Here is a 15827-nt window from a genome sequence, read left to right on the forward strand (position 1 = left end):
TCGGCCAGGGTCCGCTCGCCGCGCCGGCGGGTTAAACTCACGCCCTGAGCATCTACCGCAAGAAGACACGAAGGATGGGCATTAAAACCGCAGCGGCCAACGACGTCGCACAACACACGCCGATGATGCAGCAGTACCTGCGCATCAAGGCGGAGCATCCGGGCACGTTGGTGTTCTACCGGATGGGCGACTTCTACGAACTCTTTTTCGACGACGCGGAAAAAGCCGCGCGCCTGCTCGACCTGACGCTCACGCAGCGCGGGGCATCGGCGGGCAATCCGATCAAGATGGCCGGCGTGCCGCATCACTCGGTCGAACAGTATCTGGCCAAGCTGGTGAAGCTCGGCGAATCGGTCGCGATCTGCGAACAGATTGGCGACCCGGCCACGTCGAAAGGCCCGGTCGAGCGCAAGGTCATGCGCGTGGTTACGCCTGGCACGCTAACCGACGCCGCGCTGCTGTCCGACAAGAGCGACGTCTATCTGCTCGCGCTGTGCGTCGCGCACAATCGCCGCGGCGTCGCGACGAGCGTCGGGCTCGCGTGGCTCAATCTCGCGAGCGGTGCGCTGCGCCTCGCCGAAGTTGCGCCCGATCAGGTCGCCGCCGCGCTGGAGCGCATCCGTCCCGCGGAAATTCTGATCGCCGACGCCACCGCCGACTCGACCAGCTGGACACCACCTGTCAACGCGAGCGCGCTCAAGCGTGTGCCGGCCTGGCACTTCGATATCACGTCGGGCGCGAAGCGCCTGTGCGATCAGCTCGAAGTCGCGAGCCTCGACGGCTTCGGCGCGCATTCGCTCGGCTGCGCGTGCGGCGCGGCCGGCGCGTTGCTGCTGTACGCGGCGTCTACGCAAGGCCAGCAACTGCGTCACGTGCGCAGCCTGAAGGTCGAATCCGAATCCGAATACATCGGCCTCGATCCGGCCACGCGCCGCAATCTCGAACTCACGGAGACGCTGCGCGGCACCGAATCGCCGACGCTGTGCTCGCTGCTCGACACCTGCTGCACGACGATGGGTAGCCGCCTTCTGCGTCACTGGCTGCATCATCCGCCGCGCGATTCGGCGGTGGCGCAGGCGCGGCAGCAGGCGATCGGCGCGTTGCTCGACGCGCCGCCGGGCACCGATCTCGATACGTTGCGCAGCGCATTGCGGCAGATTTCGGACATCGAGCGGATCACCGGACGTCTCGCGCTGCTGTCGGCACGGCCGCGCGATCTGTCGAGCCTGCGCGATACCTTCATCGCACTGCCTGCGTTGCGCGCGCAGCTCGCGGCGGTGGCAGCGAACGCGGATTCGCTCGCGCGCATCGACGCGGCGCTCGAGCCGCCGCACGCGTGCGTCGATTTGCTGAAGCTCGCGGTCGCCCAAGAGCCGGCCGCGATGGTGCGCGACGGAGGCGTAATCGCGCGTGGCTATGACGCGGAGCTCGACGAACTGCGCGATATTTCGGAGAACTGCGGACAGTTTCTGATCGATCTCGAAACACGCGAACGCGCGCGCACCGGCATCAACAATCTGCGCGTCGAGTACAACAAGGTGCACGGCTTCTATATCGAAGTCACGCGCGGCCAGACCGACAAGGTGCCCGACGACTATCGCCGTCGGCAGACGCTGAAGAACGCCGAGCGCTACATCACGCCCGAGCTGAAGACCTTCGAGGACAAAGCACTGTCCGCGCAGGAACGCGCGCTCGCGCGCGAACGCGCACTGTACGACGCGTTGCTGCAAGCGTTGCTGCCGTTCATTCCGGACTGTCAGCGCGTCGCGCTCGCGCTCGCCGAACTGGATCTGCTGGCAGCGTTCGGCGAACGCGCTCGCGCGCTCGACTGGGTTGCGCCGACGTTTTCGGCGAACGCCGGTATCGACATCGAGCAGGGTCGCCATCCGGTGGTCGAGGCACAGGTCGAGCAGTTCATCGCCAACGATTGCACGCTCGCTACCGAGCGCAAGCTGCTGTTGATCACCGGTCCGAACATGGGCGGTAAGTCGACTTTCATGCGCCAGACCGCGCTGATCGCGCTGCTCGCATACGTGGGCAGCTATGTGCCGGCGCGGCGCGCGGCCTTCGGACCGATCGACCGCATCTTCACGCGCATCGGCGCCGCCGACGACCTCGCCGGCGGCCGCTCGACCTTCATGGTGGAGATGACCGAAGCCGCCGCGATCCTCAACGACGCGACGCCGCAAAGTCTGGTGCTGATGGACGAGATCGGCCGCGGCACGTCGACGTTCGACGGCCTCGCCCTCGCGTGGGCGATCGCCCGCCACCTGCTTGCCCACAACGGCTGCTACACGCTGTTCGCCACGCACTATTTCGAGCTGACGCAACTGCCCGGGGAGTTTCCGCACGCAGCCAACGTGCATCTGTCGGCGGTCGAGCATGGGCACGGCATCGTGTTCCTGCATGCGGTCAACGAAGGACCGGCCAATCAGAGCTACGGTCTGCAGGTCGCGCAGCTCGCTGGTGTGCCGAACGCGGTGATCCGCGCGGCGCGCAAGCATCTCGCGCATCTGGAGCAGCAATCGGCCGCGCAGCCCGCGCCGCAACTCGATCTGTTTGCGACGCAGCCTGCGATGCTCGCCGAAGATGCGGACGACGACTACGAGTCGGCGAGCGACGCAACGCCCGCGTCGCCCGCGATGCAGACGCTCGTCGAGCGTCTGCGCGGCATCGATCCGAACGATCTGCGGCCGCGCGAAGCGCTCGATCTGCTGTACGAACTGCATGAACTGGCCGTCGCGCCGGATGCGGACCACTGACACGCGGAGAAACCCGCCGCGCCTGCGTGGGCTTCGCGCGGCGCTGCGCCGCGTGCTCGCGCCGGTAGGCGGCATCGTCGCGCTCGCGGCCGTGTGCGCATGGAGCGCGCCGGCGCACGCCGAGGCCTCGCGCTTCGGGTTCGCGGTGATCTCCGACACGATGCACAGCCCCGCCGACGAAGGCGGCACGCAACGGCTGCTCGATGCGATCGGCCGCGAGCGCGACGTGCGCTTCATCGTCTACGACGGCAATCTGAAGGGCCCGAAGGAAGTTTGTCGCGACGAGTTGTTCGAGCGCCGTCACGCGTTGCTCGATAGCTCGCGCTCCGCCCTCTTCTTTATCCCCGGCCAGCATGACTGGATCGATTGTGGTACCGCGGAGGCCGGCGGCTTCGATCCGGTCGAGCGGCTCGACCAGTTACGGCAAACGCTATTCGCCGATCCGACCTCGATGGGACAGAACCCGATCGCGTTGACGCGCGAGAGCGAGGTATCGCGCTTCCGCCCGTTCCGCGAAAACGTGCGCTGGGTAGTCAACGAAAAAGCGAACGAAAAAGCGAACACCAAGGGCGGCGACATCGTCTTCATCGGCCTGAACGCGCCGGGTCCGAACAATCACTACCTGAGCGCGGGCGGCCGCAACGGCGAGTTCGAAGATCGCGTTATCGCCAACGCATTCTGGCTCGAACACGCGGCCGAATACGCGAAGCGCCGCGACGCGCGCGCGATCGTCGTGTTCATTCAGGGCGACTTCGACCCGGAGCGCTACGAGCGACCCGAACGGTTCGCATGGCTGCACTTTGCGCACAGTCCGCGCCGCGACGGCTTTCTCGAATTCAAGCGCAGTCTGGTCAAGCTCGCGCAGATTTTCTCCGGACCCGTGGTCGTCGTTCATGCAGACGACGAACGGCAGGCCGGAGGTTTCGTCATCGATCAGCCGCTACGCAACGACAAGGGGATGGTCGTGACGAATCTCACGCGCATTGCGCTCGCACCGCGTGATCGTCTCAACCAATGGATTCAGATAGAAGCGGATTTCGGCAGGAAGCCGCCGTTCAGGGTCAGCGTGCGCGACGTGCCGAAGCAGATGCCGCTGCCCGCCACGCCGCCGGTCTTGCCGCCCGTATCGCCGCGCGACGAATCCGGCGCGTCGATACCGGCTGCGCCGGAGATGCCGAATGTGGAAGGGTTCGGGCCGACGTCGGAATTGCCGCCCGTATTGCAGACGCCTGGAGAGTCGCAGGACCAGCAGCCGCGCATCCCGTCCGACCAGGGCGGCGGCGACTATGGACCCGCGATCTCGATGCCGCCGGGGTCGATACTGCCAGCTTCGCCGGCGTTGCCCGCATCGGTGCCGCCTGCCCCCGCGACGACACCGCGCACACCCGCAAGCTCAGTGCAGGGTCGGTTTTGAGTTGTCGTCTTCGTCCTCGTCTTCGTCGTCGTCGAGGACTTCGAGGCCGTCCGCGCCATGCGCGTGCTCGTGCTGGATTTCGTCTTCAGTTGCCGGACGCACGTCCTTGACGGTCAACGCGAAACGCAGCGCCATGCCGGCGAGCGGATGGTTGCCGTCGAGCACGACCTTGTCTTCAGCGACGTCGGTCACCACGTAGACCAGCGCATCGATTTCTTCGTCGCCATCTTCCGGGGTGCCTTCGAACTGCATGCCGACTTCGAGCGGTTCCGGGAAACGATCGCGCGGCTCGATCTTCACAAGCTCGGGATCGTATTCGCCGAACGCGTCTTGCGGCTCGAGCTGGATCTGGGTTTCGAAGCCAGCCTCATGGCCGTCGAGCTCTTCCTCGATCTTGGGGAACGTGCCATCATAGCCGCCGTGAAGATAGACCATCGGCTCTTCGCTTTCCTCGATCAGATTGCCTTGCGCATCCGACAGCTTGTACGCGACCGATACGACGGTGTTCTTTGCGATTTTCATTCGATTCTCCAGAATACAACTCACATTATACGATGCCCAGGCGGCCCACTCACCTCCCGGCCGATGCACATTCGGCAAGCAATTCGCCGTCTGCTGCAAAGCCGGCCACGCAGCCCATTCTCCCGCCCTCGCCCGACATTCCGACCGCACTGCTCGGCCAGCTTAGCCCGTCGCAATTCATGCGCCGCTACTGGCAGAAAAAGCCGCTGCTGATCCGCCAGGCGATTCCGGACATCGAAGCACCGCTGTCGCGCGACGAGTTGTTCGAACTGGCCGATCAGGACGACGTCGAAGCGCGCCTGATCACGCACTTCCGCAACAAATGGCAGCTTGAGCACGGCCCGTTTGCGCCCGACGAACTGCCGTCCATCAAACAGCGTGCGTGGACGCTGCTGGTGCAGGGCGTCGACCTGCATGACGATCGCGCCCGCGCGTTGCTCGACCGTTTCCGCTTCGTGCCGGACGCGCGTCTCGACGACCTGATGATTTCGTATGCGACCGATGGCGGCGGCGTCGGCCCTCACTTCGATTCCTACGATGTGTTTCTTTTGCAAGTAAAAGGCAAGCGCCGCTGGCGTATCAGCGCGCAAAAAGACCTGACATTGCAGCCCGGATTGCCGTTGAAAGTTTTACAGCACTTCGAGCACGATGAGGAGTGGGTACTCGAGCCCGGCGACATGTTGTATCTGCCGCCGCACATCGCGCACGACGGCATCGCCGAGGGCGAATGCATGACCTGTTCGATCGGTTTTCGCGCACCGTCCGAGAGCGAGCTGACCGCGCAGTTCCTGTACCACCTGGCCGAGCGTGGAGAGGCCACAGGCAAGGCCGGCGCCCTCTACCGCGATCCACGGCAGGCCGCCGTCGAGCGACCGGCCGAACTGCCCGCGGCGCTCGTCGAACGGGTGGGCGCGATGCTTGCTAAAGTGCGATGGAATGAGCAGGACATTGCGTCGTTCCTCGGCACGTATCTCAGCGAACCGAAGCCGAGTGTCGTCTTTGATCCGCCGCAACGGCCGCTCAACGAAGCCCGTTTCATCGGCGTCGCATCGAAATCCGGTCTACGGCTCGATCGCAAGACTAACTTGTTGTATGAACGTCGTTTTTTCTTCGTAAATGGAGAAGAAATCACGTGGGACGGCGCGAAAAAATGGCTGTTTGATCTCGCGAATCTGAGGTCCATGAGTGCGAAACGCTTTGTAACACTATCGCACGATTCAGCTGTGACATCACTGCTACACGAGTGGTATCGTGCGGGCTGGATACAGGTGGGCGAGCTTGCGTAACTCTGCCCACGTGCTATACCGTACAGTGAAATTTTGTATGAGAAAGACAACGTATTGACCCCGGATTTATCGACTGTCAGTACGAAAGTGCATATAATTTCCGCCCAAGCCGTAGGGAAGATTCCAGCTCTCGAAAGAGCATCTCCACCAGCGGCCCAGGTCGGTGTTGGAGCACATTACCGGTTTTATTTTGCGCTGTTGCTTACCTTTAAACCATAAAAGGACGTGATCATGAAGAAATCCCTCCTCGTAGCATCCCTGTTGGCAGCTGTGGCACTCGCTGCATGCAATAAGAGCGAACAAGCCGCTGCTCCGTCAGATGCTGCGTCCGCACCTGCTGCCGCGTCCCCGGCAGAAGCAGCATCGCCGGCAGTCGCAGCATCGCCGGCAGAAGCAGCATCGCCCGCAGAAGCAGCATCCCCGGCTGAAGCAGCATCGCCGGCAGTCGCAGCATCGCCGGCTGCAGGCGCAAGCCAGTAAGCTGCGCTTGCTCGACGTTGCGACGGCTCCCGTCGCAGCTGACGTCGATGCAGGAGGCTGCTTAAACCAGCAGCCCCTGGCAAGCAGCATTAAAAAAGCCACGAATGCAAATTCGTGGCTTTTTTGTTTGCGATGCACCGCGCATGCGGCACACGTCGTTGGGTTGCTGCGCCACCTGAACGCAGCAACCGATCAAGACATTCAACCGCGTTCGACCGGATCCTCGAAGAACTCCCGGACCACCTCTATTTCGCGGGTGCGCTTGAACGGCGGCAGACTCTGCCAGATTCGGCGGCCATAAGGTTTATCGACGAGACGCGTATCGCAGATCATCAGCACGCCGCGATCGGTCTCCGCGCGAATCAGCCGGCCCGCACCCTGCTTCAGCGTGATCACGGCTTGCGGCAACTGATGCACGGCGAACGGGCTCAAGCCCTTCTTCGTCAGTGCGTCGAGCCGCGCGGCCAGCACGGGATCGTCTGGCGGCGCAAACGGCAGCTTGTCGATCACGACCAGCGACAGCGCGTCGCCCCGCACGTCCACGCCCTCCCAGAAGCTCTGACTACCGACCAGAATCGCATTGCCGTACGCGCGAAAGCGGTCGAGCAGTTCGGTGCGGCTCGCATCGCCTTGCACCAGCAGCGGATAGTCCCAGCCGCGCGATTCGATCGCGTCGCGCAGCTTCGCCGAGATACGGTCCACCGCGCGCAGCGTCGTGCACAGCATGAAGACGCCGCCGCCCGATGCTTCGATCGCCGGCAATGCCGCATCGAACACGGCGTCGGTGAACATCGGCGATGACGGCTGCGGCAGATTGCGCGGCACGTACAGAAGCCCTTGCGACGGATAATCGAACGGGCTCGGCAAGGTCATCGAGCGCTTCGAGTTCAAGCCCATCTGCGCCGCGTAGTGCGTGAAGTCGCCGCGCACCGACAGCGTCGCCGATGTGAAGATCCATGCGCGCGGCACGCCGGCGCGCTGCTTCGCGAAAATCGGCGCGACCGACAACGGCGTTTCGTGCAGTTGCACCGTGTGCGAGAACACCTCGATCCAGCGGACCTTCTCGTTAGGATCGGTGCGCCCGGCATCTGCGTCGCCCTCGCGTGTGGCAACCGCGTCGCGTTCCGCGCTCGTGGGCGGCGTGGTCCAGCCGCTCAGCACGTCCTGCAACTCGCGCGCGCGACGCAGACATGCGCCCAGCGATTCGGCTCGCTCGGCCTGCCCCGCCAACGCCGAGGCCAACGCGTCGAGTTCGGCTTCGAGCGTGTCGAGCGCGGGGAACAGCGGATGATCGCCGGGCAACTGGCCGATCGACAGACGCACCGTGTCTTCCTTGAACGCGAGCCGCACGTCGCGCGCGGCGCGCTCGAGCGTCGCGCCGAGCTTGACCCAATCGACCGCATCGCGTGCATGACCGAGGCCCTCGGCCACCGAATCGCGCGCGAGCTCGAGGAACTGCGCGGTCGATAGCGTCTCGCCGAAAAACAGCGTGGCGGTTTCGGGCAACTGATGCGCTTCGTCGAAGATGACCGTGTTCGCAGTCGGCAGCAGCTCCGCCATGCCGGTATCGCGCAGCATGATGTCGGCGAAAAAGAGATGGTGGTTGACCACCACGATATCGGCCTGCTGCGCTTCGCGGCGCGCCTGCATCACGAAGCAGTCCTTGTAGTGCGGACACTCCTGGCCGAGACAGTTGTCGCGCGTGGACGTGACCATCGACCACACCTGCGCCGTCTCCGGCACGCTCGCGAGTTCGGCCTTGTCGCCGGTGCGCGTGATCTTCGCGAAGCGCACGATGTCCTGCAGATACGAGGTTTCCTGGCGCGACGGCAGACGGCCGTTGTCCGCGGTGCGTTGCAGGTAGTAATGGCACAGGTAGTTCGCGCGGCCCTTCAGCATCGCGACCGACACCGGCACCGCGAGCGCGTCGCGCACGGTTGGAATATCGCGCTGGAACAGCTGATCCTGCAGATGCTTGGTGCCGGTCGAGACGATCACCTTGCCGCCCCACAGCATGGCCGGCACGAGGTACGCATAGGTCTTGCCGGTACCGGTCCCTGCTTCGACGATCAGCGTGTTCTCACCCGCTTCCGCTTCATCGGCTTCGGCGCTACTGTCGGTCGACTCAGAGGGGGTGTCAGCACCGGTCTGCTGCAGGCGTCGCGCCGGGCGTTTGTGCGTCTCGAACATCGCGGGCTCGGGCATCGCGCGGCCCGACGCCTCCATCGCCGCGGCAACCGCGCGCGCCATCTCGATCTGCGACGCACGCGGCCGATAACCGTCGATCTGCCGCGCGAGCAGACCGTTGTCGGCGAAGATGTCGTCGAGCTCGCTCGCGCGACGCCGACTCAGCGACACACCTGGCACCGGCGCTGCCGCGCGCGGCGCGGGCGTGCCCGAAGCGGATGCGTTATCCGGCGCGGCCCGGGATGAAGTGTCATGCGATGAATTCAAGGCAAGCGTTCCTGCTAAGTCCGGCTCGCGCGCTGCGCGCCCGGCGCCTGCCAGGCCGCGAACTCAGGCGCGCGCGTCCGGTTCGAGCTGCAATTGCAGCAAGATGATGGTGTCCTTGACTTTGAGTTTGCGCTTTTTCAGGCGCTGCAACTCGAAGTCGTCGATGCCGGGTTCATCCGACATCCGGTCGATCAACCGGTCGAGTCCACTATGCTCCGATTCCAGTTGCAGAATGCGGTCGCGAAGTGTGTTTGCGTCGATGACGTGATGACGATCGCGCATGCTCGCCTCCTCTGGTCGGCGGCATCAACCGCGTGCGCGCGGTCCGATGCCTGAGGTTGCTGTCCGGCTCAAAACGCGTTACGGCGACTACGGCGGCCGTGGCCACGACCGCCACGGTTCACTCTACGACACTGCCACTACAGCACGCTTACTGTTGCTGTTGTTGCTGCTTTTGCTGCTCTTCGAGCTGTTGCTGCTTCAACTGGTCCTGACGCTTCTGCTCGGCCTTTTCGGCGGCCTGCTTTTGACGTGCTTCGACATCGAGCTTGTGCTGCGCGGCCTCGGCCTGCTTTCGCTCGAAGTTCTCCTGTTTCTGCTGGCGCTCCAGGGCCTGTTGCGCGCCCTGCCGACGCGCTTCCTCGAGCTTGCGCTGGTAGTCGCTCTGCTTCTGGTCGTAGGCCTTCTGATTGGCCGCCGACTGCGCCGGCGTGACACCACGCTGCGCCTGCTCGAGTGCGTGCTGGCGCTGCTTCTGTTCGTAGGCCTGCGCATTGGCCTGGTGCTGCGGTGCCGCGGCATTGCGCTGCGCCTGCTCGAGCGCGTGCTGACGCTGCTTGTCCTCGTACGCCTGCGCATTGGCTTCGCGCTGCGGCGCCTCGGCGTTGCGCTGCGCCTGATCAAGCGCGTGCTGACGCTGCTTTTCCTGATACGCCTGCTCGTTGCGCGCGTCTTCGGCGGCGCGTGCCGGCGCTTCCGCCTCGTTTTGCGCGCGCCGCATTGCCGTGCGTTCGTCGCGCTCGCGGGCGCGCTGCGCACGCTGCTCGGCGTCGAGCGCGAGCTGTTCCTTGCGGATGTCCGCCTGCACGCTGCGCATCGCGTCGCGCGCGCGATTCAGACAGTGATTGACGAAGAAGCGGCTGTAGCAGTTGTGTTGCGCGACAGCGAATTGATAGTTGTTGTCGTCGGTGCGCTGATTGAGCACCTGTTGCCGCTCGTCGAACGACTTGTCCAGCGCGGCTGCATCACTCGCGCTTTGAGGGGTGCCGGCCGTTGCCGCGGCTTGCGGGCCCGACGCCGCGACCGGCGCAGTACCTTGCGCGGGGGTCGCGCTCTGCGCCGCGGCCGACAGCGGCACGGCGAGCGCAGCAGCGATCACGCACGACGCGGCCGCCGTTACAACCGACGGACCGAACCAGCGCAACGAAACCAGCGGCAATTGAGACGAACCCCGAGACGAACCCGGCAGCGAACCTGACGCCAGCGAAGAGACCAGGCGGTTGAGGGACAAGGAGATTGGCAACGTCGTAGAGGGTCAACGGAACATGCCCGAAATTCTAACACCCCACGGTTGAGCCCTTTGGCATTTATGGCAAAATGCCCCGCTCTAGCAACCTGGTCGCGGCGCACGCCGGGCCTGTCCCAAATTGCCGCCCGCGCGCGGCCCATCACTGAGTCCGCAGGAACACCAAGACCTTATGACGGAAACCGTAGCACTCAAGATCGTCCAGCGCATCGCCACCGAACTGTCCGTCCAGCCGCGCCAGGTCGCGGCCGCGGTGGAACTACTCGACGAAGGCGCGACTGTTCCGTTCATCGCCCGTTACCGCAAGGAAGTGACCGGCAATCTCGACGACACGCAACTGCGCAATCTCGAGGAACGCCTGCTCTATCTGCGCGAGCTGGAAGACCGGCGCGCGGCGATCATCGCGAGCATCGACGAACAGGGCAAGCTCACCGACGAACTGCGCGGCGCGATCGAAGGCGCCGACAGCAAACAGGTGCTGGAAGACCTCTATCTGCCGTACAGACCGAAGCGCCGCACGCGCGCGCAGATCGCGCGCGAAGCCGGTTTGCAGCCGCTGGCGGACGCGCTGCTCGGCAATCCGCTGCTCGATCCGCAAACCGAAGCAGCGGCCTACGTGGACGCCGACAAAGGCGTCGCCGATGTGAAGGCCGCGCTCGACGGCGCGCGCGACATCCTCTCCGAACAGTTCGGCGAAACCGCCGAACTGCTCGGCAAGCTGCGCGACTACCTGTTCAACCAGGGCGTGGTGTCGTCGAAGGTCGTGGAAGGCAAGGAAACGGCGGAGGAAGAGAAATTCCGCGACTACTACGACTACGCCGAAACGATCCGCACGGTGCCGTCGCATCGCGCGCTCGCGCTGTTCCGCGGCCGCAATGCCGGCGTGCTGATGATCAAGCTCGGCCTCGGCGAAGAGCTCGACGCGCAGGTGCCGCACCCGGGTGAAGCGCTGATCGCGCGGCATTTCGGCATCGCCAATCAGAACCGCCCTGCCGACAAGTGGCTCTCCGACGTCTGTCGCTGGTGCTGGCGAGTGAAGGTGCAGCCGCACCTCGAAAACGAGCTGCTGACCAACCTGCGCGATGAAGCCGAACACGAAGCGATCCGCGTGTTCGCGCGCAATCTGAAAGATCTGCTGCTCGCGGCGCCCGCTGGTCCGAAGGCCGTGATCGGTCTCGATCCGGGCCTGCGCACCGGCGTGAAAGTGGCGGTGGTCGACCGCACCGGCAAGGTGCTCGCGACCGACACGATCTACCCGCACGAGCCGCGCCGCGACTGGGACGGCTCGCTCGCGAAGCTCGCGCGCCTTGCCGCGCAAACGCAGGCCGAGCTGATCAGCATCGGCAACGGCACCGCGTCGCGTGAAACGGACAAGCTCGCGAGCGAGCTGATCGCGCGTCACCCGGAGCTGAAGCTGCAGAAGATCGTCGTGTCGGAAGCAGGTGCGTCCGTGTACTCGGCGTCCGAACTCGCAGCAAAGGAATTCCCCGACATGGACGTGTCGCTGCGCGGCGCGGTGTCGATCGCGCGACGTCTGCAAGACCCGCTCGCCGAGCTCGTGAAGATCGAGCCGAAGGCGATCGGCGTCGGCCAGTATCAGCACGACGTGAACCAGCGCGAACTCGCGCGCTCGCTCGACGCGGTCGTCGAAGATTGCGTGAACGCGGTCGGCGTCGATGCCAACACCGCGTCGGTCGCGCTGCTCGCGCGGGTATCTGGTTTGAACGCGACGCTCGCGCGCAACATCGTCGACTATCGTGATGCGAACGGACCGTTCCCGTCGCGCGAACATCTGCGCAAGGTACCCCGCCTTGGCGACAAGACCTTCGAGCAGGCCGCCGGCTTCCTGCGCATCAACAACGGCGAGAATCCGCTCGACCGCTCGTCGGTGCACCCGGAGGCGTATCCGGTCGTCCAGCGCATTCTCGCGAAGATCAGCAAGCAGGTCGGTGAAGTGCTCGGCAATCGCGACGCGTTGCGCGGACTGTCACCCACCGAATTCGTCGACGAGCGCTTCGGGCTGCCAACCGTGCGCGACATCCTGGTCGAACTCGAAAAGCCGGGCCGCGATCCGCGTCCCGAGTTCAAGACCGCGACGTTCCGCGAAGGCGTCGAGAAGGTCAGCGACCTGATCCCGGGGATGGTGCTCGAAGGCGTCGTGACGAACGTCGCGGCGTTCGGCGCGTTCATCGACGTCGGCGTGCATCAGGACGGTCTCGTGCACGTGTCGGCGATGTCGACGAAGTTCGTGAAGGACCCGCACGAGGTCGTGAAGGCCGGTCAGATCGTCAAGGTCAAGGTGCTGGAGGTCGACGTGAAACGCCAGCGCATCGCGCTGACGATGCGTCTCGACGACGAACCCGGCGCAGCGGCCGCGCGCAGCGGCGGCGGTGCGCAGCAGGATCGCGGCGACTCTGGCGGCTTCAACCGCGGCGGAGCGGGACGCGGCGCACCGCAGCGCTCGCGCGAACCGGAGCCGGGCGGCGCGATGGCGGCCGCGTTTGCGAAGCTCAAGCAGAAGTGAGCGTGTCGGACCGGGGCGCATCGTTGCACGTGCTCTGGTCCGTTGCATGACCGTGTCGCGCGCTCGGCCGCTTTTACGCACACGCGCATAGACAAAAAGCCCACGCATTGCGTGGGCTTTTCGTTGGCGCTCCCGCATGTCACGCGCGGACCGTCAAATCTCGATCTTCGTCCCCAGTTCCACGACCCGGTTAGCCGGGATGCTGAAAAAGTCGGTAGGCTTCGCGGCGTTCTGATGCATCCACGCGAACACCCGCTCACGCCACACCGACATGCCAGGCAATTGCGTCGGCACCACCGTTTCGCGCGCGAGGAAGAACGACGTGTCCATCAATTCGAAGGTCATGTCGTGCGTGCGGCCGACGTCGAGCAGCACCGCCTTCACGTCGGGCGTTTCGTTGAAGCCGTAGGCTGCCTTCACCAGCCACAGGCCACCGTTCATGTCCTTCACGGTCACGCGATCGGAGTCCTTCACGTACGGAATGTCACGCGTGACGAAGGTCAGGAAGATCGTGCGCTCGTGCAGCACCTTGTTGTGCTTCAGGTTGTGCAGCAGGCTCACTGGCACCAGCGAATCGCTGCCGGTCAGATAGATCGCGGTGCCCGACACGCGATGCGGCGGATGCGCGAGCAGTCCCTGCAGGAACGGCATCAACGGAATACCGTCGGCGGCGGTGCGTTCCTTCACGATCATCCTGCCCTTGAACCACGTCATCAGCAGGAAGAACAGCAGGCCGCCGATGCACAGCGGCAACCAGCCGCCCTCCTCGACCTTCAGGAGGTTCGCGCCGAAAAAGCCGAGGTCGACCACCAGGAACACGCCGATGATGAGCCCGACGAGCAGTTTGTTCCAGTTCCACACTTTCACCATCACGACGCAGGCGAGGATCGTCGTGATCACCATCGTTGCCGTCACCGCGATACCGTAGGCGGCCGCCAGATTGTCGGAGCTCTTGAACGCGATCACGATGCACAGGATGATGAACAGCAGCATCCAGTTCACGACCGGCACATAGATCTGCCCGATCGCGAGTTCGGACGTGTGCAGGACCTTCATGCGCGGCACGTAGCCGAGCTGGATCGCCTGACTCGTCAGCGAGTAGGCACCCGAAATCACCGCCTGCGAAGCGATCACCGTCGCGACCGTCGACAGCACCACGAGCGGCAACAGCGCCCAGTCCGGCGCGAGCAGGAAGAACGGATTTTCGATCGCCTTCGAGTCGTGCATCAGCAGCGCGCCCTGGCCGAAGTAGTTCAGCACCAGCGACGGCATCACGAGCACGTACCAAGCCATGCGGATCGGCTTTGCTCCGAAGTGGCCCATGTCCGCGTACAGCGCTTCGGCGCCGGTCAGCACCAGCACGACCGAGCCGAGCACCACATAGGCCTGCAGCACGTGCGCGGCCATGAAGGTGTACGCATAGTACGGATTGAGCGCGCGGATTACGCTCGGCGACTGCATGATATGCCACAGGCCGAGCGCGGCGAGCACGAGGAACCACAGCGTCATGATCGGCCCGAACAGACGGCCGACCGTGGCCGTGCCGTGCCGCTGGATCCAGAACAGCACGATCAGGATCACGATGGTCAGCGGAATCACCAGATGCGACAGATGCGGCGCGGCGATTTCCAGACCTTCGACCGCCGAGATCACCGAGATCGCCGGCGTGATCACCGCGTCGCCGTAAAACATGCAGGCACCGAAGATACCGAGCATCATCAGAAGGCCGGCCATTCTGGATTTCTGATCGACCGAGCGCAACGCCAGCGCCATCAGCGCGAGGACGCCACCCTCGCCGTTGTTGTCGGCGCGCATCACGAACAGCACGTACTTGACGCCGACCACGATCATGATTGCCCAGAACAGCAGCGAGATCACGCCCAGGATCGACTGATCGGTCAACGGGATACCATGCGACGGGCTGAAGGCTTCCTTCAGCGAGTACAACGGACTCGTACCGATGTCGCCGAACACCACTCCGATCGCGGCAATCGCAAGGGAAGGAAGCGGCTGTTTGTGCTCGTGGTTGTTATCTGTCATGGACGCGAGGAAATCCGTTCCCGGGCGGAAAAAACGACCGCTATTTTAAACTGCCCATCCGGTACCGCCCGGCTTGTTGTGGATACGCCACGTGGATGTCCGCGCAGTGTAGCACTGCGATATGGACGCGTCTGCCGCGGGGCGGGCGTCCCGGCGCCGCGTGGCTCATAAAAAAAACGGAGCCCGACTGGGCTCCGTTTTGTGACACCGCGATGACCCACGCGGCCTCGCATCAATTGCCCGACGCCTCCTCGGCCTGGGCAATGCCGCGCTTGATCCACGCGCCGAGGTTATGCGGACGCACCGTGTCCCACTCCTCGAACGGCTGATGAATCCACGGGTTGGTGGGCAGGTACTGCACGTGGTAATCGGGCTTCACTTTCGAGCAGCCCTTGTACCACAGCACCGCCGAGCGCACCGCGGTGATGGCCGGATAGCGTTCCTTCAGATGCTGCTGCACGCGCGCGAGCGTGACACCCGAATCGACGAGGTCGTCGACGAGCAGCACGTTGCCGTGCAGTTCGCCGCGGGTCATCGTGATGTATTGCGCGATGTCGAGTTCGCCCTGCTGCGTGCCCGCCGCCTCGCGATACGAGCTCGTTGCGAGAATGGCCAGCGGCAGATCGTAGATGCGCGACAGCTGGTCGCCGACGCGCAGACCGCCGCGCGCGAGGCACAGGATCTTGTCGAACTTCCAGCCCGATTCGTGCACGGCGAGTGCGAGCACCTCGATCAGCCGGTGATATTCGTCCCAGCCGACCCACAGGTTCTTGTCGTCGTTACGCGGATCTTTCATCGCGATCATTGGTACACCTTGCAT

Annotated in this window: 11 protein-coding genes; 5 read left to right on the top strand and 6 right to left on the bottom strand. The window is 64.4% G+C overall.

Features of this window, described 5'->3' with window-relative positions; translation table 11 throughout:
* Window positions 1-74: 74 nt before the first annotated feature.
* Both mutS and GCT19_RS03320 read left to right on the top strand, forming a co-directional pair.
* Window positions 75-2762 carry a DNA mismatch repair protein MutS gene (gene mutS, locus GCT19_RS03315; RefSeq protein ID WP_152851008.1) on the top strand — a complete coding sequence of 896 codons (2688 nt, stop codon included), beginning with the start codon at window positions 75-77 and terminating at the stop codon, window positions 2760-2762.
* Window positions 2749-4176 carry a hypothetical protein gene (locus GCT19_RS03320; protein WP_193727371.1) on the top strand — a complete coding sequence of 476 codons (1428 nt, stop codon included), beginning with the start codon at window positions 2749-2751 and terminating at the stop codon, window positions 4174-4176. The genes mutS and GCT19_RS03320 overlap by 14 nt, the downstream gene beginning before the upstream one ends.
* On the opposite strand, the gene GCT19_RS03325 is transcribed toward GCT19_RS03320, so the two are convergent.
* Window positions 4156-4698 carry an FKBP-type peptidyl-prolyl cis-trans isomerase gene (locus tag GCT19_RS03325; RefSeq protein WP_013089763.1) on the bottom strand — a complete coding sequence of 181 codons (543 nt, stop codon included), beginning with the start codon at window positions 4696-4698 and terminating at the stop codon, window positions 4156-4158. The two genes, GCT19_RS03320 and GCT19_RS03325, sit on opposite strands and share 21 nt — an antisense overlap.
* 32 nt (window positions 4699-4730) lie before the next feature.
* Here GCT19_RS03325 and GCT19_RS03330 point away from each other — a divergent pair, with 32 nt between their 5' ends.
* Both GCT19_RS03330 and GCT19_RS43210 read left to right on the top strand, forming a co-directional pair.
* Entirely contained in the window at window positions 4731-5984 is a 1254-nt protein-coding gene (locus GCT19_RS03330; protein WP_026228687.1) for a cupin domain-containing protein, read from the top strand.
* A gap of 231 nt (window positions 5985-6215) precedes the next feature.
* Complete coding sequence (locus GCT19_RS43210; protein ID WP_035491217.1) at window positions 6216-6464, top strand: hypothetical protein; 249 nt, start codon at window positions 6216-6218, stop codon at window positions 6462-6464.
* 201 nt (window positions 6465-6665) lie between these two features.
* On the opposite strand, the gene GCT19_RS03345 is transcribed toward GCT19_RS43210, so the two are convergent.
* The 3 genes from GCT19_RS03345 to GCT19_RS03355 form a co-directional block, all read right to left on the bottom strand.
* Window positions 6666-8918, bottom strand: a complete 2253-nt coding sequence (locus GCT19_RS03345; RefSeq protein WP_152851010.1) for an ATP-dependent DNA helicase — start codon at window positions 8916-8918, stop codon at window positions 6666-6668.
* 63 nt (window positions 8919-8981) lie between these two features.
* Entirely contained in the window at window positions 8982-9200 is a 219-nt protein-coding gene (locus GCT19_RS03350; RefSeq protein ID WP_013089766.1) for a DUF465 domain-containing protein, read from the bottom strand.
* A 148-nt stretch (window positions 9201-9348) separates the two neighbouring features.
* Window positions 9349-10428 carry a hypothetical protein gene (locus GCT19_RS03355; RefSeq protein WP_456299578.1) on the bottom strand — a complete coding sequence of 360 codons (1080 nt, stop codon included), beginning with the start codon at window positions 10426-10428 and terminating at the stop codon, window positions 9349-9351.
* Window positions 10429-10615: 187 nt separating this feature from the next.
* Here GCT19_RS03355 and GCT19_RS03360 point away from each other — a divergent pair, with 187 nt between their 5' ends.
* Complete coding sequence (locus GCT19_RS03360) at window positions 10616-12967, top strand: Tex family protein (RefSeq protein ID WP_152851011.1); 2352 nt, start codon at window positions 10616-10618, stop codon at window positions 12965-12967.
* 153 nt (window positions 12968-13120) lie between these two features.
* Here GCT19_RS03360 and GCT19_RS03365 read toward each other — a convergent pair whose 3' ends face one another.
* Window positions 13121-15007 carry a potassium transporter Kup gene (locus tag GCT19_RS03365; RefSeq protein WP_018435455.1) on the bottom strand — a complete coding sequence of 629 codons (1887 nt, stop codon included), beginning with the start codon at window positions 15005-15007 and terminating at the stop codon, window positions 13121-13123.
* A 232-nt stretch (window positions 15008-15239) separates the two neighbouring features.
* Entirely contained in the window at window positions 15240-15812 is a 573-nt protein-coding gene (locus tag GCT19_RS03370; RefSeq protein ID WP_013089770.1) for a phosphoribosyltransferase, read from the bottom strand.
* Window positions 15813-15827: the final 15 nt, after the last annotated feature.

It is taken from the genome of Paraburkholderia atlantica (genome assembly GCF_009362785.1).
GTDB classification, from domain to species: domain Bacteria; phylum Pseudomonadota; class Gammaproteobacteria; order Burkholderiales; family Burkholderiaceae; genus Paraburkholderia; species Paraburkholderia atlantica.